The 23,245-nt window shown below is 70.2% G+C and carries 19 protein-coding genes; 11 read left to right on the top strand and 8 right to left on the bottom strand.

Annotation, left to right across the window (positions count from 1 at the left end; translation table 11 throughout):
* Positions 1-2: 2 nt before the first annotated feature.
* Complete coding sequence (locus ACF1AJ_RS16440; RefSeq protein WP_391508320.1) at positions 3-1,256, bottom strand: extracellular solute-binding protein; 1,254 nt, start codon at positions 1,254-1,256, stop codon at positions 3-5.
* A gap of 327 nt (positions 1,257-1,583) precedes the next feature.
* On the opposite strand from ACF1AJ_RS16440, the gene ACF1AJ_RS16445 reads away from it, so the two are divergent.
* The 5 genes from ACF1AJ_RS16445 to ACF1AJ_RS16465 all read left to right on the top strand — a co-directional run bounded on the left by ACF1AJ_RS16445 (position 1,584) and on the right by ACF1AJ_RS16465 (position 7,321).
* Positions 1,584-2,630 carry a LacI family DNA-binding transcriptional regulator gene (locus ACF1AJ_RS16445; RefSeq protein WP_391508321.1) on the top strand — a complete coding sequence of 349 codons (1,047 nt, stop codon included), beginning with the start codon at positions 1,584-1,586 and terminating at the stop codon, positions 2,628-2,630.
* Between the two features lie 58 nt (positions 2,631-2,688).
* Positions 2,689-3,270, top strand: coding sequence for an antibiotic biosynthesis monooxygenase (locus tag ACF1AJ_RS16450; RefSeq protein ID WP_391508322.1), 582 nt, complete (start codon positions 2,689-2,691; stop codon positions 3,268-3,270).
* A gap of 192 nt (positions 3,271-3,462) precedes the next feature.
* Positions 3,463-4,296: a DUF4097 domain-containing protein gene (locus ACF1AJ_RS16455; protein WP_391508323.1), complete on the top strand. Its 834-nt coding sequence runs from the start codon at positions 3,463-3,465 to the stop codon at positions 4,294-4,296.
* Positions 4,293-4,922, top strand: a complete 630-nt coding sequence (locus ACF1AJ_RS16460) for a PadR family transcriptional regulator (protein ID WP_391508324.1) — start codon at positions 4,293-4,295, stop codon at positions 4,920-4,922. The genes ACF1AJ_RS16455 and ACF1AJ_RS16460 overlap by 4 nt, the downstream gene beginning before the upstream one ends.
* A gap of 233 nt (positions 4,923-5,155) precedes the next feature.
* Positions 5,156-7,321: an APC family permease gene (locus tag ACF1AJ_RS16465; RefSeq protein ID WP_391508779.1), complete on the top strand. Its 2,166-nt coding sequence runs from the start codon at positions 5,156-5,158 to the stop codon at positions 7,319-7,321.
* A gap of 12 nt (positions 7,322-7,333) precedes the next feature.
* On the opposite strand, the gene ACF1AJ_RS16470 is transcribed toward ACF1AJ_RS16465, so the two are convergent.
* Positions 7,334-8,068, bottom strand: a complete 735-nt coding sequence (locus ACF1AJ_RS16470) for an MBL fold metallo-hydrolase (protein ID WP_391508325.1) — start codon at positions 8,066-8,068, stop codon at positions 7,334-7,336.
* A gap of 83 nt (positions 8,069-8,151) precedes the next feature.
* On the opposite strand from ACF1AJ_RS16470, the gene ACF1AJ_RS16475 reads away from it, so the two are divergent.
* The gene (locus ACF1AJ_RS16475; RefSeq protein ID WP_391508326.1) at positions 8,152-8,913 is read left to right on the top strand and encodes a MerR family transcriptional regulator; all 762 of its coding nucleotides are present in this window, start codon (positions 8,152-8,154) and stop codon (positions 8,911-8,913) included.
* Between the two features lie 107 nt (positions 8,914-9,020).
* Here the strand turns inward: ACF1AJ_RS16475 and ACF1AJ_RS16480 are convergent, their stop codons facing one another.
* Positions 9,021-9,914: a YitT family protein gene (locus tag ACF1AJ_RS16480; protein ID WP_391508327.1), complete on the bottom strand. Its 894-nt coding sequence runs from the start codon at positions 9,912-9,914 to the stop codon at positions 9,021-9,023.
* A 64-nt stretch (positions 9,915-9,978) separates the two neighbouring features.
* Here ACF1AJ_RS16480 and ACF1AJ_RS16485 point away from each other — a divergent pair, with 64 nt between their 5' ends.
* From ACF1AJ_RS16485 to ACF1AJ_RS16495, 3 genes are all read left to right on the top strand, one after another.
* Positions 9,979-11,457, top strand: coding sequence for a PLP-dependent aminotransferase family protein (locus tag ACF1AJ_RS16485; protein ID WP_391508328.1), 1,479 nt, complete (start codon positions 9,979-9,981; stop codon positions 11,455-11,457).
* A gap of 148 nt (positions 11,458-11,605) precedes the next feature.
* Entirely contained in the window at positions 11,606-14,995 is a 3,390-nt protein-coding gene (locus ACF1AJ_RS16490; RefSeq protein ID WP_391508329.1) for an efflux RND transporter permease subunit, read from the top strand.
* Between the two features lie 83 nt (positions 14,996-15,078).
* On the top strand, positions 15,079-15,975 hold the full coding sequence (locus tag ACF1AJ_RS16495; RefSeq protein WP_391508330.1) for an arginase family protein: 897 nt from the start codon (positions 15,079-15,081) through the stop codon (positions 15,973-15,975).
* 91 nt (positions 15,976-16,066) lie between these two features.
* Here the strand turns inward: ACF1AJ_RS16495 and hutI are convergent, their stop codons facing one another.
* From hutI to hutH, 3 genes are all read right to left on the bottom strand, one after another.
* Positions 16,067-17,224, bottom strand: coding sequence for an imidazolonepropionase (gene hutI / locus ACF1AJ_RS16500; protein WP_391508331.1), 1,158 nt, complete (start codon positions 17,222-17,224; stop codon positions 16,067-16,069).
* Positions 17,221-18,879, bottom strand: coding sequence for a urocanate hydratase (gene hutU, locus ACF1AJ_RS16505; RefSeq protein WP_391508332.1), 1,659 nt, complete (start codon positions 18,877-18,879; stop codon positions 17,221-17,223). The genes hutI and hutU overlap by 4 nt, the downstream gene beginning before the upstream one ends.
* Positions 18,880-18,996: 117 nt before the next feature.
* Positions 18,997-20,529, bottom strand: a complete 1,533-nt coding sequence (gene hutH / locus ACF1AJ_RS16510; protein ID WP_391508333.1) for a histidine ammonia-lyase — start codon at positions 20,527-20,529, stop codon at positions 18,997-18,999.
* Between the two features lie 104 nt (positions 20,530-20,633).
* Between hutH and ACF1AJ_RS16515 the strand changes: the two genes are divergently transcribed.
* Positions 20,634-21,392: an IclR family transcriptional regulator gene (locus ACF1AJ_RS16515; protein ID WP_391508334.1), complete on the top strand. Its 759-nt coding sequence runs from the start codon at positions 20,634-20,636 to the stop codon at positions 21,390-21,392.
* Positions 21,393-21,413: 21 nt separating this feature from the next.
* Here ACF1AJ_RS16515 and ACF1AJ_RS16520 read toward each other — a convergent pair whose 3' ends face one another.
* Together ACF1AJ_RS16520 and ACF1AJ_RS16525 are read right to left on the bottom strand one after the other, a co-directional pair.
* Positions 21,414-21,917, bottom strand: coding sequence for a GNAT family N-acetyltransferase (locus ACF1AJ_RS16520; protein WP_391508335.1), 504 nt, complete (start codon positions 21,915-21,917; stop codon positions 21,414-21,416).
* Between the two features lie 114 nt (positions 21,918-22,031).
* On the bottom strand, positions 22,032-22,619 hold the full coding sequence (locus tag ACF1AJ_RS16525) for a Dps family protein (RefSeq protein ID WP_391508336.1): 588 nt from the start codon (positions 22,617-22,619) through the stop codon (positions 22,032-22,034).
* Positions 22,620-22,800: 181 nt separating this feature from the next.
* Between ACF1AJ_RS16525 and ACF1AJ_RS16530 the strand changes: the two genes are divergently transcribed.
* Positions 22,801-23,232 (top strand): Hsp20/alpha crystallin family protein, encoded by a 432-nt coding sequence (locus tag ACF1AJ_RS16530; protein WP_018192313.1) that lies wholly within the window; start codon positions 22,801-22,803, stop codon positions 23,230-23,232.
* Positions 23,233-23,245 lie beyond the last annotated feature (13 nt).

Genomic DNA, 23,245 nt, shown 5'->3' on the forward strand with positions numbered 1-23,245 from the left:
CCTTACTTCAGCAGAGCTTCGAGGTTCTTCTGCGTGGCGTCGAGGATCGCCTTCGGGTCGCCGGTGCCCAGCGACTCGAGCTTGCTGTTCAGGTCGGTCACGACATCGGCCGACCCCTTGGCCGTCGGCACGCCCTTGGCGTAGTCGGCGGCGTTCAGGAAGGGCACGAGCTCCGGGTTGGCGGACTTCCACTCGTCGGCGGCCGACTTGATCGACGGCATCGGTCCGAAGGCCTTCGAGAAGGCGAGCTGGTCGTCCTTGCTCGTGAGCTTCTCGACGAGCTTGAGCGCAGCGGCCTGGTTGGGGCTGTCGGCGGCGATTCCCCAGCAGTTCGTGAACTGGAGGGTGCCCTGTCCGGCCGGGCCCTGGGGCAGCTCGGCGACCTTGTACTTGATGTTCGGGAAGTCGGACTTGAGGGCGCCGGTGATCCAGTTGCCCTCGATCGTCATCGCCGCGAGGCCCTTGCCGAACGCCTCGCCGCCCCAGCCGGCGCCGAGGTCCTTCGCGTACTTCAGCTCACCGCCGTTGAGCATCTTCTTCACGAAGTCGAGCGCCTGGACGTTGGCGTCGCTGTTCGCGGTGGCCTTGGTGCTGTCGTCGTTCATCAAGTTGCCGCCGGCCTGAACCATGAAGGATCCGACCCGGGCGTACTCGCCCGAGATGCCGAGCCCCACCTGGCTGCCGGTGGTGAGCTTCTTGGCCACCGACTCCAGCTGGTCCCACGTCTTCGGGATGTCGGCGTCGCTGAGGCCCGCGGCGCTCCACGCGTCGGTGTTGATGATGAGCTGCAGGGTCGAGAAGTCCTTCGGCGCGCAGTAGAACTTGCCGTCGTAGGTGAACGACTTCACCAGGCTCGGGTAGAAGTCGCTCTTGTTGCTGAGCTGGTCGCCGTAGGCGAGCAGCGAGCCGTTGGAGGCGTAGCCCGCCAGCGCATCGGTGGAGAGGTAGAAGACGTCGGCCGGCTTCTTCGCCGCGAAGCCCTGCGAGAGCTGCTGGTTGAGGTCGCTGGCGGCGACCACGGACGCCTTGGTGCCGGAGCTCTTCGACCAGTCGGAGACCGCCGACTTGACGGCCGCGGTCTCGGCGTCGCCGGACGATCCGATCATGACGGTGAGGGCCTTGTCGGACGAGGTCAGCTTGCCGGTGTCGCCGCCGCTGCTGCCGCCGCTGAAGCCGGACCCGCAGGCCGTGAGGGTGAGCGCTGCCGCGGCGGCGACGACGCCGCCCGCGAGCCAGCGATGGGTGATCTTGCGCATTCGTGTCTCTCCTTGATGTGAGTGTGCCCGGTGGGCGGGGCGCACGCGTGCAGGGTGGGGGAGGTCGTGGACAACCCGGTGGATGGTGCTGGTTGTGAACAACTCGGCGTGCGGCGTGGAGGCGCTCATGCGACGCAGCAATGCGTGCATTCTCGACCTCCTCGTCACAGCCCGTCCGTCACACCCGTCGTTTGATCGATCAAATTTTCACCTGCTACGGTGACTTTGAACGATCAAAGCGGGATGCTTGTCACACTAATCACGAGGTTCACGGGGTGTCAAGCAGACCAGTAGGGTCATATCCAGCCGCTGGAGGAGGGAGTCGCTATGGGTGCGCAGCCGACCGTCAGCGATGTCGCCGGGGTCGCCGGGGTGTCCCGACAGACGGTGTCGAACGTCCTGAACGCGCCCGAACTCGTCCGCCCGGAGACGCGGGAGCGCGTTCAGGCGGCCATCCACTCGCTCGGTTACCGGCCGCACGCCTCCGCCCGCCGCCTCCGCACCCAGAAGAGCTCGACCATCGGCATCCGTCTCGATCCGATCACGCAGGACGGCATCTCTGGCAGCATCCTCGACCGCTTCCTGCACGCGCTCACCGAACGCGCCGACCGGCAGGGCCTGCGGATGCTGCTGTTCACCGCCGACGGACCGGACGACGAGATCGAGCAGTTCCGCCGGCTCTCGGACGCCGCGGACGTGGACGCGTTCGTCCTCACCTCGACCTTCCACGGCGATCCGCGGACGGAGTGGCTGATCGAGCACGGTCAGTCCTTCGTGACCTTCGGCCGGCCGTGGGGGATCGACGACATGACCGATCCCGAGCACCTCTGGGTCGACGTGGACGGGCGCTCGGGCCTCCGCGACGCCACTGCCCACCTGCTCGCCCAGGGCCGCAGGCGCATCGGGTTCATCGGCTGGCCCACCGGATCCGGTACCGGCGACGATCGCCGCGAAGGCTGGCTCGAGGCGATGCGCGAGGGCAGCGGACTCACCGAGGAGGAGCTCCGCCTGCTGGAGGTCTCCGCCAAGGACCGCGTGCCGTTCGGCGCCGAGGCGATCCGCCGGTTGGAGGCCCGGGGCGGAACGGTCGACGGCGTCGTGTGCACGTCGGACTCCCTCGCGCTCGGCGTGCTCACCGCCGCGGGCGGTCGCATCCCCGTCGTGGGCTACGACGACACCCCGGTCGCGGCGTCCCTCGGCTTTTCCAGCGTGGCCCAGCCGCTCGACGAGGTCGCCGCGGGGGTGCTGGAACTGCTCACGGGCGCGCACGGCGGCCGGGTCCGCCCCGGCGAGGAGGTCGCCGATCCGCGGCACCGGCTGGTCGCACCGCGTCTGGTGGTGCGCGACGGGCCACCGCTGATCGGCCCGCGCTGAATCCCGCGCTGACGCCGCCCGAAACCCGCGTGTAACGCGCCGTGGAGACAATGGAGTCATGTCTCCACAAGAGCCGCTTCTGGATGCGTCACGAGCGCGCCGCCTCCCCGTCACCGTCTCCATCACCCGCCGCGTCGACGGCAACCGTCTCGCCGAGGTGACCCACTGGGTCCAGTCGGGTGTGAACCTCGCGAACACGTACGAGGGCTTTCTCGGCTCCGGTTGGGTGCGCGCGCACGCCGACTCGGACGAGTGGCACATGCTGTACCGCTTCGCCGACGCCGACACGTTGGAGGCCTGGGAGGCGTCCGACGACCGCGCGGAGTGGCTCTACGAGGGCCGCGAGCTGGTGGAAGTCGCCCGGGTGGAGCGCCGCACGGGCATCGAGGGCTGGTTCGACGCGCCGCAGCCGGGCGTTCCCGCCGCTCCGCCGCGCTGGAAGCAGGCCGTGACGATCTGGCTGGGATTCTTCCCGCTGTCGCTCTTGTTCACGACTCTCGTCACCTCTTTCGTCCCGGCCTGGCACGAGCTGTGGCCGATCGCGACCGTGCTGATCACCACGCTGTGCCTGACGCCGACCATGACGTACCTTCTTCTGCCGTTCGTCACCCGGCTGCTCCAGCCGTGGCTGCGACGCTAGCCGCCGCCCGCTCGCCACGCCGCCGCGCGCCGGCTCAGGGTTCTCCCTGACCGCTCCCTGAATCGACCGATTCCTGCCGTCGAAGCCTTGCATCCGCTGCACTCGCGATATATCGTGATCCCGTCAACAGTCGCGATATAACGCGAGTCACCGACGGCCCCGGCATGGGCCGGAAGAGAAGGAGCAGGAAGCATGGCACAGGAGAAGTGGCTGATCCAGCCGGGCGAGAGCCGCACGATCGACATCGAGGTCGTCCGCGCCCTCAAGGTTGGCTTTATCGGCGGCCAGATCGACATCGTCGGTCATGACGAGCCGGGAGCGCGTATCGAGGTCCACTCGGTCACCGGCCGTGACCTGAAGATCGTCGTCGACGGCGACCGCCTCGAGATCGACCACCCGCAGCTGCGGTGGGACAACTTCATCGAGGTCTTCAAGTCGATGCGCTCCAGCGCCCGCGCCGACGTCAGCGTGCTCGTGCCACGCGATGTCGAGCTCAAGTTCGGTGTGGTCTCGGCCGCAGCGCTGGTCTCGGGCCTCAACACGGACGCCCGCCTGAGCACCGTCTCGGGCGACGTGGTCGCCGACGGCCTCAGCGGCGACATCGAGCTCAACTCGGTCAGTGGCGAGTTGTCCGTCCGTGACCACAAAGGCCGCATCAGCGCTCACACCGTCTCGGGCGACGTGACGGCGACCGGCGCCATCCGGCGCTTCTCGTCCGACGGCGTCTCCGGGGACGTGATGCTCGACGTCACGGGCACCCCGGACGACATCGCCATCAACACCGTCTCCGGCGACACGACCATCCGCATCCCAGAGGCTGTCGGCGCCCGCTATCGTGTCAACACGGTGTCGGGCAAGGTGCAGCTCGACAACATGACCGTGGTCGGCGGCATGGGAAGGGGCTACACCGGCACGTCCGGCACGCTCGACGGTACGTGGGTCGAGATCAGCGTCAACTCGGTCTCCGGTGACGCCGCGGTGCTCCGCAGCGCTGCCGCCGAGCGGGGCGCGGAGGCGTCGGCGTGACTCCCGTCTTCTCGCACGGCAGCCTCCGGCTGTACCTGCTGAGCCTGCTGGACGAGGCGCCGCGACACGGCTACGAGCTCATCCAGGCGCTGACCGAGCGCTTCGGCGGCACCTACAGTCCGAGCGCCGGCACGATCTACCCCCGGTTGGCGAAGCTGGAGGAGGAGGGCCTGGTCACCAAGGCCACCGAGGGCCGGAAGACGGTGTACGAGATCACCGACGCCGGCCGGGCCGAGCTCGAGGCCCGCCGGCCGGAGCTGGACGCGATCGAGGAGGAGGTCACCGACTCGGTGCGCCGCCTGGCCGACGAGGTTCGTGCCGGGGTGAACGACGCGATGCGCACACTACGCGCGGAGCTCGCCTCCGCCGCTCGCGAGGCAAAGCGCAACAGCTCGCGGGTCGACCCGCGTCAGGAAGCACGCGACGCCGGAAAGGATGCGCGCGCGGCGGGCAACGCAGCCGCACGCGAAGCCGAGGCGGCGCTCAACGAGTTCCGTCAGCAGCTCCGGACGGACCTGCGCTATCAGGCCGCTCGCGGCGCCCTCCCAGCGGACATCGTCCCGCTTCTCAAGGACGAACTGGATCGCGTGCGACGCGTGCTCGTCGAGGCGATCGGGCGTCGCTGACGGCCCCATCGTGGCTTTGGGAAAGAGTCAGTAAATGCTCATTCGGCTCCCAGTGAGACCTCTGCGGGTCGTTCCGCCGCGGCAATCCGCGGAGGAACGCCTCGGGGAGGAGCAGCCCCCAGTCTTTGCAGAACGGCAGGGTTCGCAAGGCCCGACGCGCCGACTTGACAGTGGATTGCCAGCGAGTATGCTCGCCACTCGTGACAAATGAGGGGAGATCCCCGAAGCGCTGGTTGATCGGCGACCCGCTTCCGAGTGAAAAGCTCGAAGGGCAGCTGCTCCCGAAGCACCTCGCGCTACCCATCTTCGCCTCCGACGCGCTGTCGAGTGTCGCGTACGCCCCGCAGGAACTCCTGATGATCCTGCTGCTCGGCGGTCTCGCCTTCCTGACGTTCGCGCCGTGGGTCGCCGCGGCCGTTGTCGTGCTTCTGGTCACCGTCGTCCTCAGCTACCGCCAGCTGGTGAAGGCCTACCCCTCGGGCGGCGGCGACTATGAGGTCGCCCACAAGAACCTCGGCGAGAAGGCCGGCCTGATCGTCGCCTCCGCGCTCCTCGTGGACTACGTGCTCACCGTCGCCGTGTCGGTCGCATCCGGCGTCGACAACGTCATCTCGGCCCTGCCCTTCCTTGCGCCCTGGCGCGTCGAGCTGGCCATCCTCTGCGTCGTCATCATCGCCGCCATCAACCTCCGCGGCGTGCGGGAGTCGTCGAAGGCGTTCGCGCTGCCGACCTACATCTTCATCGGCAGCATCGTCCTGATGATCGTGACAGCCCTCGTCCGCACGGTGTTCGGGGACGCCCCGGTCGCCGAGTCCGCGGGCTACCAGGTGCACTCCGACTCCCTCACGCAGGCGGCTGTCGTGCTGCTCCTGCTGCGCGCCTTCTCGAGTGGATGTTCGGCCCTGACCGGTGTGGAGGCGGTCGCCAACGGCGTGCCCGCGTTCCGCACCCCGAAGATCCGCAACGCGCGCATCACCCTGGGCCTCATGGGCGGCATCGCGATCACGCTGTTCGCCGGCCTGACCGCCACCGCGCTCATCAGCGGCGTGCACTACGCGGAAAACCCCTGCGACCTGCAGGGATGGGCGCAGTGCGCCACCCAGCCCCAGCGCAGCCTCATCGCCCAGATCGCCGCGGCGACCTTCGGCAATAACACGTTCTTCTTCTTCCTCGTTCAGGCCGCGACGGCGGTCGTGCTGCTGCTCGCCGCCAATACCGCCTTCAACGGCTTCCCGCTGCTCGGCTCCGTGCTTGCGCGCGACTCGTACGCGCCCAAGGCGCTCAACACCCGCGGCGACCGCCTCGTGTACTCGAACGGCATGATCATCCTGGCGCTGGCCGCCACGGTCCTGCTGGTCGTCTACCAGGCGAACCTGACCCAGCTCATCCAGCTGTACATCATCGGCGTCTTCGTCTCCTTCACCCTCGGTCAGTCCGGGATGGTGAAGCACTGGATCACGCTGCTGCGGTCGGGAGGCCAGACCGGCCGAGAACGCACCGGCATCATCCGCTCGCTCTGCATCAACGCGTTCGGCGCCTGCCTGACCGCGATCGTCCTCATCGTCGTCACGATCACGAAATTCACGCACGGCGCGTACCTCGTCTTCATCTTCATGCCGATCCTGTGGTTCCTGATGCTCGGCGTGAACCGCTACTACCGCGACGTCGAGAAAGAGGTCGAGGTCGACCCGGTGACGACGTTCGGCAGTGTCGGCGACCACGCCATCGTCCTCATCGGCAAGATGCAGAAGCCGGCGCTGAAAGCGCTCGACTACGCGATCGCCGCGCGGCACGACTCGATCGAAGCGGTGCATGTCTCCATCGACGAGGAGGCCACGCAGAAGCTGCAGCGGCAGTGGGTCGAGCAGAACATCCACGTTCCCCTCACCATCATCGAGTCGCCGTATCGCGAGTTCGGCGTCCCGCTCATCAAGTACATGAAGCACCGGCGCGAGGAGCACGGCTCCGAGGTCGTGACCGTCTACCTGCCGCAGTACATCGTCGGCCACTGGTGGGAGGCCCTGCTGCACAACCACCGCGCACGGCGCATCAGCAAGCAGCTCATGCTGTGTCACGGCGTCACTGTCGCGCTCGTCCCGTGGCTGCTCGACTCGTCGTCCCTCATCTACGGCCGGCGCTCGCGCCCGCTCCCCGGCCAGGACCGTCGCGGCGAGCCGGTGCGCCCCGTCGCACGCCGGCCGCTCGTTCCCGCCTCGAAGGCGCACACGCGCATCCACATCCACCCCGTGCCGATCACGATCGGGGAGCCCCAGGAGAGTGCCGAGGCCGTCGCTGCGACGATCCCGGAGCCGCAGCCCGAGGGCGGTCAGGGGCCTGCCGCGACCGCCGCGGGCGCCGGGACGCCTCAGAAGAAGGTGCCGGCGCGCGCCAAGCGCTGAGCCGGCCGCGCCTCAGGGGCGCGCGCTCGCCGGGAACGCGACCAGCGGTCCGTGGCCGGGCAGCACCACCTCGGCGTCGCACAGCACCAGTCGGCGCGCACTGAGCGCGGCTTCATCGGCGTCGTGCTGGAAGAACGCGGGCAGCTGCTGCAGCTCGCCGCTCTCGCGCAGCAGCGGGTGGCCCGTCACGATCGCGTCGCCGGTCAGCAGCGCGCGCGACGTCGGATCGAAGAAGCAGACGCTTCCCGTCGTGTGGCCGGGAGCGGCGACGAGCTGGAGGGTGTGTCCCGTGCCGAGGGCGACCTCGTCTCCCTCGAGCGCGACGGCGTCCTTCACTCCGACATCGCCGAGCCCGCCGGCGCGCACCGCGGCGATCGCCCAGCGGACGGTTCCGCGCTTCAGGGCGGAAGGAAGCAGGTCGGCGACCGTCACCTGCTCGGTGATGTCGCGCCGGACGTTCGGCAGCTCTGCCGGTGCCGCCGCGACCACCACACCGCGCTCGGCGGCGAATTGCGCGCTCGCCCCGAGGTGGTCCGAGTGTCCGTGCGTGATCAGGATGCGCGTCAGGTCGGCCGGGTCGGCGCCCGCGAGACGGATCGACTCCTCGACGAGCGGGCGGTCGGCCGGGTAGCCGCAATCGACCAGCTCGACCGCTCCATCGCCGTGGAACACGGTCCAGTTCGAGAGCGGACCCTCGACGAAGAGGATGCCGGGAGCGACGCGGGTCGTCGAACGGATGCTGCTCACCGGATCACTGTAGCCGGGCCGCTTGACCTTGACGTAACGTCAACTCCTAGCGTGGATGACGCACCGCACGGAAGGAGGAAGACATGGACTGGTCCATCCAGGACATCGCGCGGATCGCCGGCACCACCAGCCGCACGTTGCGCCACTACGACGCCATCGGGCTGCTGAAGCCGAGCCGCGTCGGCGGCAACGGCTACCGGTACTACGACCGCGACTCCCTCGTGCGGCTGCAGCGCATCCTGCTTCTCCGGGAGCTCGGTCTCGGCCTCGACGCCGTCGGCCGGGTGCTCGACGACCGCACGGATGCGGTGCCCGCCCTGCGCGACCACCTTGCGTGGTTGCAGGCGGAGCGGGAACGGCTGGCACGGCAGATCGCGTCGGTCGAGTCGACGATCCACGCAGTGGAGGAAGGAGAGGAGATCGTGGCCGAGCAGATGTTCGACGGATTCGATCACACCCAGTACAAGGACGAGGTCGAGCAGCGCTGGGGGAAGGACGCCTATGCGGCGTCGGACCGCTGGTGGCGCAGCAAGACCGCGGAGGAGCGTGCCGAATGGCAGGCTCGGCAGGAACGGCTCGCGGCCGACTGGCAGGCCGCCGCGGCTGCCGGCGTCGCACCGGAGTCGGACGAGGCGCAGGCGCTCGCGAAGCGTCACGCCGAGTGGCTGGCCGGCATCCCCGGAACACCGGGGTACGGCACCGGCGCACCGACCGCCGCGTACCTGACCGGCCTCGGTGAGATGTACGTCGCCGACGAGCGGTTCGCCGCGAACTACGGCGGCACCGAGGGCGCCGCCTTCGTGCGCGACACCCTCCGCATCTACGCCGCCGCCCACCTCGCCTGACCCCCTCGCCCCGCCCCAAACAATCAGCTCCTGAGTTTTTCGCCTAATTCGGCTCGAAAAGGGCGAAAAACTCAGGAGCTGTTGGCTTGAGAGTGCGGGATCAGCCGTCAGGGGTGTCGCGGGCGGCCCATGATGCGGTCGTCCAGCCAGTGGGCGGCGATTCGGCGCGACGGGCGGTCTGCGCGCTCAGCGCGCGGAGCGCGCGGTGCGCGATCGGGCTGCGGCCCGTGGACGAGGGGGGAGTCGGCCCGGGATGCGCGCTCGTGCGCCGCCCGGTCGGATTCGAGCAGGATGCCGTCGCGCACGTCGAAACGGACGGCACCCTGCTCCTCCTCGAGGCCGGCCGACTGCTCGGCCGTTCCCTCGAGTTCGCTCTCCAGCCCTGCCGCAGCCGTTGCAGCGTCCTGCGGCAGGCGGATCGCGAAGAAGGGGAGGGTGAGGCTGCACAGCGGGCCCACCAGGAGCGCGAACGCGAGCGTCCCCACCCCGACGTTCCCTCCGAGCGCCCACCCGATGATCAGCACGGTGACCTCGATGGCGGTACGCACCATCCAGATCGGCCGGCCGGTGCGGGCGTGCAGGCCGGTCATGAGCCCGTCGCGCGGGCCGGGGCCGAGGCGAGGGCCGATGTACAGGCCGGTGGCCACGGCGAGCAGAAGAAGGCCCGCCACAAAGAACAGCACCTGCGCCCACAGCTCCGTCTGCTGCGGCAGCAGGTCGAGGCCCAGCTGGGCGCTCGGGCCGACCAGCAGCACGTTGAGGACGGTGCCGAGACCCGGACGCTGACGCAGCGGGATCCAGAACGCCAGCACCACGAGCCCGACGATGTTGGTGACGAAGCCGAACGGGATGCCGGTCTTGAGCGAGAGGCCCTGTGCGAGGACGTCCCACGGCGACAGGCCGATCCCGGCGCGCACCATGAGCGCGATCGCGATCCCATAGAGGAAGAGTCCGATCAGCAGCTGCACGAGGCGGCGGGTGAGAAGAAGTCGGGTGGCCATGGGCACAATCCAATCGCAACGATTGGACTCGCAACAAGATGCCAATTCGACTAAAGTGGCCTGCATGTCGGATGCGCAACTCACCGCCCGCTCGCTGGAGCACCTCCTCGGAGCGTGGCGGACGGCAGGCGCCAGCTACCAGGCCCTCGCCGACCGCATCCGGCTTCTCGTGCTGGACGGGCGCATCCCGATCGGCACGCGCCTCCCCGCGGAGCGCGACCTCGCGGGCAAGCTGGAGCTGAGCCGTACCACGGTCGCTGCCGCCTACCGCCAGTTGCGCGAGGCCGGCTTCATCGACAGCGTCCGGGGCTCCGGGAGCGTCGCGCGTCTCCCCGGGCCGGCCCTTCCGCTGCCCGCGGTGGGCGGTGAGGGCATGCTCGACTTCACCAAGGCGTCCCTCCCGGCCGCATCGACGCTCGCAGCCGCGGCCCGTGCCGCCGCGGAGGAGCTGCCCCACTTCCTGTCCGATCCGGGCTACGACCCGGTCGGGCTGCCGCACCTGCGCGCTGAGATCGCCGCCCGCTACACCAGCCGCGGCCTTCCCACCACGCCGGACCAGATCCTGGTGACCGTGGGTGCGCAGCAGGCCATCGCCCTCATCGCCCGCACGTTCCTGGGCCGTGGAGACCGCGTCGTCATCGAGGTGCCGACCTACCCGCACGCCATCGAGGCGATCCGCCTGGCGGGCGCACGGCTGGTGCCGATCACCGTCACCGCTCCGGAGTCCGGACCGCACCGCATCGGCGACGAGCCCGACGGCTGGGATGTGGAGGCGATCGAGCAGACGTTCCGCCGCGCCAATCCAGCGCTCGCGTACCTCATCCCCGACTTCCACAACCCGACGGGCGCCACCATGTCGCCCGAGACGCGGGAACGGGTGCTCGCGGCCGCCGCGGGCCACGGGGCGATCGTGGTCGCCGACGAGACCACGGCAGAGCTCGACATCGACCGGATCGGCGAGTTCCTGCCCATGCCGACCTATGCCGACTCCGCGGCCGCCGGCGCCCCGGTGATCATGATCGGGTCGGCCAGCAAGACCCTGTGGGGCGGCCTGCGGATCGGCTGGATCCGCGCCGAGCGCTCGCACATCCAGCGCCTGATCGCCGCGAAGCCGGCCACCGACCTCGGCACGCCGGTGATCGAGCAGCTGGTCGTCGCGCGGATGATCCCGCAGCTCCCGGAGATCATGGAGGAGCGGCGCGAGCAGCTCCGCCGCGGGCGCGACAACGTCCGCCGGCTGGTCGCGGAGACGTTCCCCGACTGGACGATGCCGGTCCAGCACGGAGGCCTGACGGCCTGGGTGGGGATCGGCGCGCCGGTCAGCTCGGCGCTCGCCCTGGCCGCGCGCAGCCACGGCCTGCTGATCGCCGCAGGCCCGCGGTTCGGTATCGACGGCGCGTTCGAGCGGTTCCTCCGCATCCCGATCACCTACACCCCGGACGAGTACGCGCGCGCGTTCGCCGCCCTCACCCGGGCGTGGGCGGTCGCGGCCAACGAGCCCGTCCCATACTTCGACTCCGGCGCGCTGCCCAGCGTGGTCTGACCCGGGCGGGCGGCGGCCGCCGGGCACTCCCGGCGGAGTAGCGGGATGTCGTACCCAGGCATGAAGAAACCGCCCACCCTGTGATGTCATACTTCCCCTGCGCCAGCGTCGGCGCGGTCCTGAAACCGTCGTCCTCGAGGGGAAACCTGTGCACTTCCTCGCCGTCCTGAGCATGAAGAACCGTGCCCTGATCGCGCTCGTCACGATCGTCGCCGCGGTCTTCGGCGGGCTCGCCCTGACCAACCTCAAGCAGGAGCTCGCGCCGTCGATCTCGTTCCCGCAGCTGGTGGTGCTCTCCAGCTACCCGGGCGCATCGCCGGAGGTCGTGAACAACGACGTCAGCACGCCGGTCGAGGCCGCCATCCAGGGCGTTCCCGACCTCGACAGCACGAGCGCGGTCAGCAGCACCAACCAGTCCATCATCACGGCGAAGTTCACCTACGGGACCGACCTCGCCACCGCCGAGCAGAAGATCGACCAGGCGGTCAACCGCATCAAGTCGACCCTGCCGTCGGGCGTCGAACCGCAGGTTCTCTCGGGCAGCATCGACGACCTGCCTGTCATCCAGCTCGCGGTCACCGGCGGCGACGACCAGCGCGCCCTCGGCGACGACATCACGAAGCTCGTGCTCCCGGACGTCAAGGATGTGAAGGGTGTCAACGACGCGCAGCTGGTCGGCGAGATCGGCCGCCGCATCGCGATCACCCCGGACCCGGCGAAGCTCGCCGCCGCCGGCGTCTCGTCGTCGGCGATCAAGGATGCGCTGCAGCAGAACGGCGTGCTCATCCCGGGCGGCGACATCACCGAGAACGGGCAGACGCTGTCGGTCCAGTCAGGGACGCAGCTGTCGTCGGTGGAGGACATCGCGGGGCTGCCCCTGATCCGGACGGTGACGGCGGAGGACCGCACGGGTGCCGGAGGGTCGGGCGCCGGCGGTGCGGGCGGTACGTCCGGTGCTGCGGGTGCGGCCGGTGCCGCCGCAGACGTCGCCTACCCGAATACGCCGCCGACGATCGGCGACGTCGCGACCGTCGCCGAGACGGACGACCCGACCACGTCGCTCTCGCGCGTCGACGGAAAGCCCGCCCTGACGATCGCGGTCACCAAGCTGCCCTCCGCCAACACCGTCGAGGTCTCGCACGCGGTCAACGACCTCATCCCGAGCCTGGAGAAGAAGCTCGGCTCCGGTACGAAGATCACCGTCGTCTTCGACCAGGCGCCGTTCATCACCCAGTCGATCAACTCGCTCACCGAGGAGGGGCTGCTCGGTCTCGCGATGGCGGTCATCGTCATCCTGGTCTTCCTGCTGTCCGTGCGGTCGACGCTCGTGACGGCCATCTCCATCCCGACCAGCGTGTTGATCACATTCATCGTCATGTGGGCGACCGGCTACACACTCAACATCATCACGCTGGGCGCTCTGACGATCGCGATCGGGCGCGTGGTGGACGACTCAATCGTCGTGATCGAGAACATCAAACGGCAGCTGGTGCCGGGCGCAGACCGCGCGGTGACCATCGTGCGCGCCGTGCGCGAGGTCGCGGGGGCGATCACCGCATCCACGATCACGACCGTCGCGGTGTTCCTGCCGCTCGCATTCGTGGGAGATGTGACCGGCGAGTTGTTCCGGCCCTTCGCCCTGACCGTCACGATCGCGCTGCTGTCGTCGCTGCTCGTCGCCCTGACGATCGTGCCAGTGCTCGCGTACTGGTTCCTCCGGGCGCCGAAGGCGCACAAGCACGACGGCGGCCCCGAAGTCGAAGCCGCTGCACTGTCGGTGGAGGAGGCGGCAGCATCCGGCATCGACGAGCTCGAGCATCCATCGCGGCTCCAGGCCGGCTACCTGCCGATCATCCGCTGGACGCTCAAGCGCTCGGGGCTGACCATCACCGCGGCGGTCCTCGTGCTCGTCCTCACGCTCCTCACGGTGCCGTTGCTGAAGACGAACTTCCTCGGGTCGAGCGGGCAGAACTCCCTCACCGTCACGCAGACCCTCGACCCCGGTGCGAGTCTCCAGTCGAAGGACGACGCGGCGAAGGTGGTCGAGAAGAAGCTGCTCGCCACCGACGGCGTCGAGACCGTCCAGGTCTCCATCGGCTCCAGCGGCTCGTCGCTGCGTGACGCGTTCACCGGCGGGGGCGGCGGTGGCACGACGTTCTCGATCACGACCGACCCGGACGCCGACCAGGAGAAGCTGCAGAACACCATCGAGGACGAACTGGGCGGCATCAAGGACCAGGGAGAGCTCACCCTCTCGGCGTCCAGCGGCTTCGGCGGCTCCACCGACATCCAGGTGGACATCGCCGCCAGCAGCAACGCCGACCTGCAGAAGGCGACGGACTCGGTAGTCGCCGAGCTACGGAAGAAGTCGTCGCTGAAGCAGATCACCGACAACCTGAGCGCATCCCTGCCCTACGTCTCGGTGGACGTCGATCGATCCAAGGCCGCAGCGGCCGGACTCAGCGAGGTGGCCGTCGGCACGATCGTCTCGCAGGCGGTCCAGCCCACGCAGGCGGGTTCCGTCGCTATCGACGACACCACGCTGAAGATCTACCTGCAGAGCGACAACCCGCCGACGACCGTCGCCGGGCTCGCGCAGCTGCCCATCCCGACAGCCGGGGGAGTCGTGCCGCTGGACACACTCGCCAGCGTGAAGGAGGTCAAGGGCCCGGCAACGGTGACCACCCAGCGCGGGCTCCGGACCGCGTCCGTGAGCGCCACCCCGGCAACGGACAACCTGACCACAGCGAACGCCGACGTCAACGCGGCGCTCAAGGCGGCGGACCTGCCCGCGGGCGCGACGGCCAAGATCGGTGGTGTCTCTTCGAGCCAGTCGGATGCCTTCCAGCAGCTGGGCCTCGCGCTCCTCGCGGCCATCCTCATCGTCTACATCGTCATGGTGGCGACGTTCCGCTCGCTGCGGCAGCCGCTGCTGCTGCTCGTCTCGGTACCGTTCGCGGCGACAGGCGCCATCCTGCTCCAGCTCGCCTCGGGCATCCCGCTCGGCGTCGCGTCGCTGATCGGCCTGCTGATGCTGATCGGAATCGTGGTGACCAACGCGATCGTGCTCATCGACCTGGTGAACCAGTACCGACGGCGCGGTCTCGCGGTGGCGGACGCGGTGGCCCACGGTGCATCCCGCCGACTGCGCCCCATCCTGATGACGGCGTTGGCCACGATCGCGGCGCTCACCCCGATGGCGATCGGCCTGACCGGACACGGTGGCTTCATCTCGCAGCCGCTCGCGATCGTCGTCATCGGCGGACTCATCTCCTCGACCGTGCTGACGCTCGTCGTGCTGCCGACCCTGTACAACCTGGTCGAGGGGCGACGAGAGCGGAAAGAGGCGCGGAAGGCGGCGAAGGCCGCGGCCGGCGGTGGCTCGGGCGACGGCGGTCCCGGTGACGGTGGCGCCGGGGATGGCGATGCGCCGGTGACGGATGGTCCGAGCGGCCCGTCGGGTTCGGACAGGGAGGGTGCGCCCTCCGCCCCTCAGCCGCCCGTCTTCACTCGGCCGGCAGGAGGGACGCAGGTCTGATCGGACGGCCGCGTCCGGTATCCCAGACGGGCATGCCGGACGCGGCCGCTGCGTTTGCGCCGCCCGTCGCTAGGGTCGCGGGTATGAGTGCACATGGACTCTCCGTCGACCCGCTGTGGCCGCGCGCAGGCGACTGGCCACCGCTCGGGGCGGATGGCGCGGACCTGACGCTGATCGGCATCCCGACGCAGGAGACGTCGCTCTCGCTGACCGGTGCGGGCGCGACGCCGGCAGCCGTGCGGGATGCGCTGCGCCGCTACTCGGCGTTCGCGCCGGTAGAGGATCTTGAGGCGCTGCGCTTCGCGGACGCCGGCGACGTCGCGTCGCCCGACGGCCCGGACGGGCGGGAACGTGCGCGTGCGGCGATGGCGGAGGCCTCGTCCCGGTCGCGACTGACCGTCGCGGTCGGCGGCGACAACTCGCTCACGGTTCCGGCGGCGCTCGGATCGTTCGGCGGCGACCTCGGGGCGGCGGGGCTGATCACGCTCGACGCGCACCACGATCTTCGCGACGGATCGTCCAACGGCTCTCCGGTGCGTGAGCTCATCGAGGCAGGGCTCGACGGCCGGCGCATCGTGCAGATCGGCATCGCCGACTTCGCGAACTCGGCCGCCTACGCCCGCCGCGCGGCGGACTATGGCATCACGGTGTTCCTCCGCGACGAGCTGCATACGCGTCCGCTGGACGACGTCATGGCGGAGGCGCTGGAGGTCGCCGGGGCGGGCGGCGGTCCGGTGCATGTCGATCTGGACGTCGACGTCTGCGACCGCTCGGTGGCTCCGGGGTGCCCGGCGTCCGTTCCCGGCGGCCTCGCGGCCTGGGAGCTGCGCCGCTTCGCGCGGCTCGCGGGCGCATCCCCGCTGGTCCGTTCCCTCGACATCGCGGAGGTGGATGCGACTGCCGACGCCCCCGACCAGCGCACGGTCCGCCTCGCGGCGCTCCTCGTCCTCGACGCCGCCGCCGGCCTCGCCTCCCGCTGACCCCATCCCGCGCTGCCAAGCCAACAGCTCCTGAGTTTTTTGGCCCTTTCCGCCCGAATCATGCGAAAAACTCAGGAGCTGTTGGCTTGGTTCAGAGGCGGAGGGTGCGGTCGATGAGGGGGACGCCGGGACGGTAAGCGAGGTGGATGTGGCTCGGGGCGCGGAGGACCGCCAGGTCGGCCCGTCCTCCGGGGCGCAGGTGCCCGACGTCGTCCCGACGGAGCGCGGCGGCGCCGCCGAGCGTCGCCGCCTGCAGTGCCTCGGCCGGCGTCAGGCCGAGCTCGCGAACGGCGAGGGCGATGCAAAACGGCATCGACGACGTGAATGACGACCCCGGGTTGCAGTCGCTCGCGAGCGCGACGGTCGCGCCGGCGTCGAGCAGGCGGCGTCCGGACGGGTAGGGATGCCGCGTCGAGAACTCGACGCCGGGCAGCAACGTCGCGACGGTCCGGGAGGCGGCCAGCCGCTCCACATCGTCGTCGGTCAGGTAGGTGCAGTGGTCGACGCTCGCCGCATCCAGCTGCACCGCGAGGGCGACGCCATCTCCCGGGCCGAGCTGGGCGGCGTGGATGCGCACGCCCAGCCCGCGTGCGGCCCCCGCCCGCAGGATCCGCTCCGACTGCTCGACGCTGAACGCGCCGGTCTCGCAGAAGGCGTCGATCCAGCGCGCGTGGGGGGCGCACGCTTCGAGCATCCGGCCGGTGACGAGATCGACGTAGGCGTCCGGGTCGTCGGCGTACTCGGCGGGGACGACGTGCGCACCGAGGAAGGTGGTCTCGTCGGTCACTTCGCGCGCGAGCCGGAGCAGGCGTTCCTCGTCGGCGACGGTCAGCCCGTAGCCGCTCTTGATCTCGAACATGGTCGTGCCCTGCGCGTGGAGTTCGGCCACCAGCCCGGCCAGCCGGGAGCGTAACTCGTCGTCTGTCGCGGCACGCGTCGCTGCGACTGTGGACCGTATGCCGCCCGCGGTATACGGCCGCCCGGCCATGCGCGCCTCGAACTCGTCGGCGCGGTCGCCGGCGAAGACGAGGTGGGTGTGCGAGTCCACGAACCCCGGGATCACCGCGGCGCCTTCGACATCGATGACGCTGTCCGCATCCGATCGGGGGGCTGCGGGCGAGGGTCCTGTCCAAGCCACTCGGCCGTCGACGGCGAGGACGGCTGCATCGCGAACCAGCCCGAGGGGTCCGGGATGCGCCGGATCGAACGTCGTCAGCTCACCGATGCCGGTGACCAGGGTGGCTGTCATCGGCCTTCGCGCATCGGGATGCGCAGCCCGCGCTCCTCCGCGACCTCGACCGCACGTTCGTATCCCGCATCCACATGCCGCATCACGCCCGTGCCCGGGTCGTTCGTCAGCACGCGCTCGATCTTCTCGGCGGCCAGGGGTGTGCCGTCGGCCACGACGACCTGTCCGGCGTGGATGCTGCGGCCGATCCCGACGCCGCCACCGTGGTGGAGCGACACCCAGGTCGCGCCGGACGCCGTGTTGAGCAGCGCGTTGAGGAGGGGCCAGTCGGCGATCGCATCGGAGCCGTCCGCCATCGACTCCGTCTCCCGGTACGGCGAGGCGACCGAGCCGGAGTCGAGGTGGTCGCGTCCGATCACGACCGGTGCGGACAGCTCACCGGAGGCGACCATCTCGTTGAACCGGAGGCCGGCCAGGTGCCGCTCCTTGTATCCCAGCCAGCAGATCCGGGCGGGCAGTCCTTCGAAATGCACCTTCTCGCCCGCCTGGGTGATCCAGCGGCGCAGGTGCTCGTCGTCGGGGAACAGGTCGAGCACCGCGCGGTCCGTCGCGGCGATGTCGGCCGGGTCGCCCGAGAGCGCGGCCCACCGGAACGGTCCCTTGCCCTCGGCGAAGAGCGGCCGGATGTACGCGGGCACGAACCCGGGGAAGTCGAACGCCCGGTCGTAGCCGCCCAGCTGGGCTTCCGTGCGGATCGAGTTGCCGTAGTCGAAGACCTCGGCACCGGCGTCCTGGAAGCCGACCATCGCCTCCACCTGGGCGGCCATCGATCGGCGGGCGTCGTCCGTGAAGCCTTCGGGGTCTGCGGCTGCGCGGTCCCGCCACTCCTCGACGGTGTAGCCGACGGGAAGGTAGCTCAGCGGGTCGTGCGCGCTGGTCTGGTCTGTCACGATGTCGATCGGCACGCCGCGGCGGAGCAACTCGGGGAAAACCTCCGCCGCGTTTCCCACCATGCCGACGGAAAGTGCGCGGCGCTCGTCCTTGGCCGCCAGGGCCTGCGCGACGGCGTCGTCGAGGTCGTCCGCCAGCAGGTCGAGGTAGCCGTGGTCGACGCGACGCTGCAGGCGGGTGCCGTCCACATCCACGATGAGCACGGCGCCGCCGTTCATGGTGACCGCGAGCGGCTGCGCTCCGCCCATGCCGCCGCATCCACCGGTCAGCGTGAGCGTTCCGGCGAGGGTGCCGTCGAACCTCTTCCGCGCGACCGCGCCGAACGTCTCGTATGTGCCCTGGAGGATGCCCTGCGAGCCGATGTAGATCCACGAGCCGGCGGTCATCTGGCCGTACATCGTGAGGCCCAGGGCCTCCAGCCGGCGGAACTCGGGCCACGTCGCCCAGTCTCCGACGAGGTTGGAGTTGGCGATCAGCACGCGCGGAGCCCACTCGTGCGTCCGGAACACGCCGACCGGCTTTCCGGACTGCACCAGCAGTGTCTCGTCGGCCTCGAGGTCGCGGAGGGTGCGGACGATCGCGTCGAACGCCTCCCAGCTGCGGGCCGCGCGGCCGGTGCCGCCGTAGACGACGAGGTCGTCTGGACGTTCAGCCACCTCGGGGTCGAGGTTGTTCATCAGCATCCGCAGCGGAGCCTCGGTCTGCCAGCTCTTCGCGCTGAGCTCCGTGCCTCGCGCCGCGCGCACCGGTCGGGCTCCATCCATGGTTCTCGTTCCTTTCGTTGCCCCGTCCCCAGCCATCCGCTCCTGAGTTTTTCGGCCGAATCGTTCTGATTCGTGCGAAAAACTCAGGAGCTGTTGGCGTGGGTCCGGGTGAGGGGGTCAGGGGAGGTGGGCGGCGGCGCGGAGGGCGCCGGAGGTCACGAGGGCGTAGGCGGCCTCGATCTCGGGGGAGAGGTGCCGGTCGGGACCGGGACCGGGGACGGCCGTGCGCAGTGTCGCGATGACGGCTCCCGTAGCGGGGCCGGGCTGCAGCGGGGCGCGCAGGTCGGCTCCCCGGGCGGCGGTCATGACCTCGATCGCGATCACGCGGGCGAGTCCGTCGATGGCGCGGCGCAGTTTACGTGCGGCCGCCCATCCCATCGACACGTGGTCCTCCTGCATGGCCGACGAGGGGATGCTGTCCACCGACGCGGGCGCGGCCAGCCGCTTCAACTCGGAGACGATCCCGGCGGCCGTGTACTGCGCGATCATCAGACCGGAGTCGACGCCGACCTCGTGCGCGAGGAACGGCGGGAGACCCTGGTTGCGCGCCGGGTCCAGGAACCGGTCGGTGCGGCGCTCCGACATGCTGGCGACGTCGGCGACGGCGATCGCGAGGAAGTCGAGCACGTACGCGACCGGCGCTCCGTGGAAGTTGCCGTTCGACTCCACCCGCCCGTCGAGGGTGAGCACCGGGTTGTCCACGGCCGAGGCCAGCTCGCGCTCGGCCACCAGCTCCGCGTGCGCGACGGTGTCGCGTGCGGCGCCGTGCACCTGCGGAGAGCACCGGAGCGAGTAGGCGTCCTGCACCCGGGTGCACTCCGGTCCCTTGTGGCTGGCGACGATCGGGGATCCGGCGAGCAGCGCGCGCAGGTTCGCCGCCGAGACCGCCTGGCCGGCCTGCGGCCGCAGCCGCTGCAGGTCGTCGGCGAACACCGCATCGGTGCCGAGCAGCGCCTCGACGCTCATCGCGGCGGCGATGTCGGCGTCGGTCAGCAGGCCGTGGAGGTCGTGAATGGCGAGCGCGAGCATCCCGAGCATCCCGTCGGTGCCGTTGATGAGCGCGAGGCCCTCCTTCTCGGCGAGGACCACGGGCTCGATTCCCGCGGCGGCGAGGGCGTCGGCCGCGTCGACCAGTTCGCCGTCGACTCGCACGCGGCCCTCGCCCATCGCCGCCAGGGCGCAGTGGGCAAGCGGCGCGAGGTCGCCGGAGCACCCGAGCGAGCCGTACTCGTGGACGACCGGCGTGATCCCCGCATTGAGGAGGGCGGCGTAGGTCTCGACGGTCTGGGGCCGCGCACCCGTGCGCGCGGTCATCAGCGTGGACAGGCGCAGCAGCATGAGGGCACGGACGACCTCGCGCTCGACCTCGGGACCGGATCCGGCCGCGTGCGAGCGCACGAGGCTCGCCTGCAGCTGCGCTCGGCGATCGGCGGGGATGAATGTGGTGGCGAGCGCGCCGAAGCCGGTCGAGATGCCGTAGTGCGGCTCGGTGTCGTCGGCGAGGGCATCCACGATCGCGCGGGAGGCGGCGACGCCGGCGAGGGCGTCGGGGTCGAGTTCGACGCGGGCGTCGTGGCGGGCGACGGCGACCACGTCGTCGATGGTGAGCGGTCCGGCGCCGACGGTGACGGCGGTCTGGGTCTGGAGCATGGTCCGATCCTCGCGCCGCGCGGGCGTGAGCGCTCCAGCTGTAGGCTGCTCGGTGTCCGGGATCCCAGACACGGGCGCGGCTACCGGCGAGGGAGGTGGATGCGGTGAGCAAGGTCCCCGCGGCGGAGAACACCCTGCGCGTCCTCGCCTACCTCGGAGCCCAGCGCGGCCCGGCCCCGGCAGCCGCCATCGCGTCCGCGCTCGGGCTGCCGCGCTCGACCGTCTACCACCTGCTCGCCGTGCTGACCGAGCACGGTTTCGTGCTGCACTTCCCCGAGGCGCGCCGCTACGGCCTGGGCGTCGCCGCCTACGAGCTGTCGAGTGCGTTCTCCCGTCAGCAGCCGCTGAGCCGGCTCGGCCGGCCGATCGTGGCGGCGCTGGTCGATGCGATCGGCGAGTCCGGGCACGTCGCCGTGCTCCACGGTCGCGACGTCGTCTACATCGTCGAGGAGCGCGCGCCCCGGCGGCCGCGGCTGGTCACGGACGTGGGGGTGCGACTTCCGGCCCACCTGACGGCGAGCGGACGCGCACTTCTCGCGACCCTGCCACGTGAGCAGCTGCGTGCGCTGTACCCGGATTCCGGCGCGTTCGAGGATCGCACGGGCTCCGGTCCGCACTCCTACGCCGAGCTGCGCCGAGTAGTGACCGAGTCCCGCGAACGCGGCTACGCGACCGAGGACGGCGACGTCACACCGGGCTTCGCCTCGGTCGCGGTGTCTGTGCGCGACCATGCCGGCTGGCCGGCCGCGGGCATCGCGGTCACGTTCCCGCGCGACAACGTCCCGGCGGAAGGATGGGATGCGCTCGCCGCCCGGGTGCGTGAAGCGGCGGCCGAACTGTCGCGGCGCATCCGCGGCAGTTGACGGCGGCCGGCGCGACGGAGGTCAGCGCGTCGGTACAGCGAGCGACTTGGCGTAGCAGACCGACCACGGGTCGCCGGCGTACGCGCCGAAGTTCGGGATGCGCTCGTAACCCGAGCGCTCGTACAGCGCGATCGCCGCGTGCTGCAGCGGACCCGTCTCGAGCCGCAGCTCTGCGATGCCTGCTTCTTCGGCGGCGGACTCGATCGCGCCGAGCAGACGGCGGGCGAGGCCCTGACCGCGAGCGTCTTCGTGCACGAACATCCGCTTCAGCTCGGCGCGGGCGAGGGCGTCGCTCCTGGATCCGTCCGCACCCTCGGCGCCGTCGACCACCAACGCGGCGATGCCCAGCGCACGCCCGTCCACGCGTGCGACGAACACGGTGACGCCGGGACGCTCGAGCTCGGACACATCCAGCAGGTAGCAGCTCTCGGCCGGGTACAGCGCGAACGCGAACTCGTCGCTCAGGCGCAGCAGTTCCTCGACCTCCGGCTGTCGGGCCGGTTCGGGGCGGATCTCGATCGGCATGCGTCGATGCTAGCCGCGGCGTGTGACGCCGGTGTTTCCGAGACCTCGTCGAGACGCACACGGAAGCGGGCCGACGGCTTCCCGCCGCCGGCCCGCCCACGCGAGAACCCGGTGTCAGGCCCGGCTGGGCGTCCGGTTCTCGGCGCTGACCATCCAGGCGTACTGTTCGAGCCGCTCGATGATGGCGTGCAGCAGGTCCGCAGAGGTCGGGTCCTCCTCATCCACGTCGTCGTGGACGTCGCGCATCGTGCGGACGACGGCCTCGAGGCGCTCGGTGATCAGATCGACGGTCTCGGTGGTGTCGACCTCGCCGTTGGGGAACTCGGGAAGGCTGGTCTGCTCGGCGACGGTCGCGCTGCGGCCGTCGGGGGTCGCGTGGAGGGCGCGGAGGCGCTCCGCGACGTCGTCGCTGAACTCGCGGGCGGCTTCGACGATCTCGTCGAGCTGGAGGTGGAGGTCACGGAAGTTGCGTCCGACGACGTTCCAGTGCGCCTGCTTGCCCTGCAGGTGCAGCTCGATCAGGTCGACGTGCACGCGCTGGAGGTTCTGCGCCAGCTCGGTGGAGGCGACGAAGCCGTGCTCGGCATGCTCGCGGCGGGTCGGGGCGACGCCGACGGCGGCCGTACGACGCACGGAGGCGGTCTTCGGCGCGGTCTTCTTCGCGGTGCTCTTGGTGCTCGTCTTGGTCTGGCTTGCGGCCACGATGGGTCCCTTCCGTTCGATGGACGACCCTGACGGTAGGCCGATGCCGACGGTTGGGGAAGCGGGTTGACATCTCCGGGAACCCCTTGGCACTCTCTGGGCGAGAGTGCTAAAATCTGTGGTCGAAAAGAGAGTGCAAAGGGCCTCTCATCAGGTGATCCAGAAGAAAGGGGTACATCCAATGGCCATGTCGTTCGATCCTTTCTCCCAGCTGGACCGGATCGCGCAGAGCATCTTCGACACCAGCCGCCAGCCGCGCATTATGCCGGTGGACCTGTTCCGTGAGGGTGAGCGCTACATCCTGAACGCCGACCTCCCCGGCGCCGATCCCGCGTCGGTCGACGTCGACGTCGACGGGCACCTGCTCACCATCCGGGCGGTCCGCAGCGCGGCCGACCGCGACGGCGCCCGCTGGCTCGCCCAGGAGCGTCCGTACGGCGCCTACATGCGTCAGTTCACGATCGGCGACGACGTCGATCCCGACGGCATCACCGCGTCGTACGACAACGGTGTGCTCAGCGTGATCATCCCGGTCGCCGAGAGGGCGAAGCCGCGAAAGATCGCCGTGGAGTCGTCGGGCTCCAGCGAGACGAAGGCGGTGTCGGCCGGCTGATCGGGCCGGCCTC

The organism is Leifsonia sp. NPDC014704 (genome assembly GCF_043083605.1).
Taxonomy (GTDB): Bacteria; Actinomycetota; Actinomycetes; order Actinomycetales; family Microbacteriaceae; genus Leifsonia.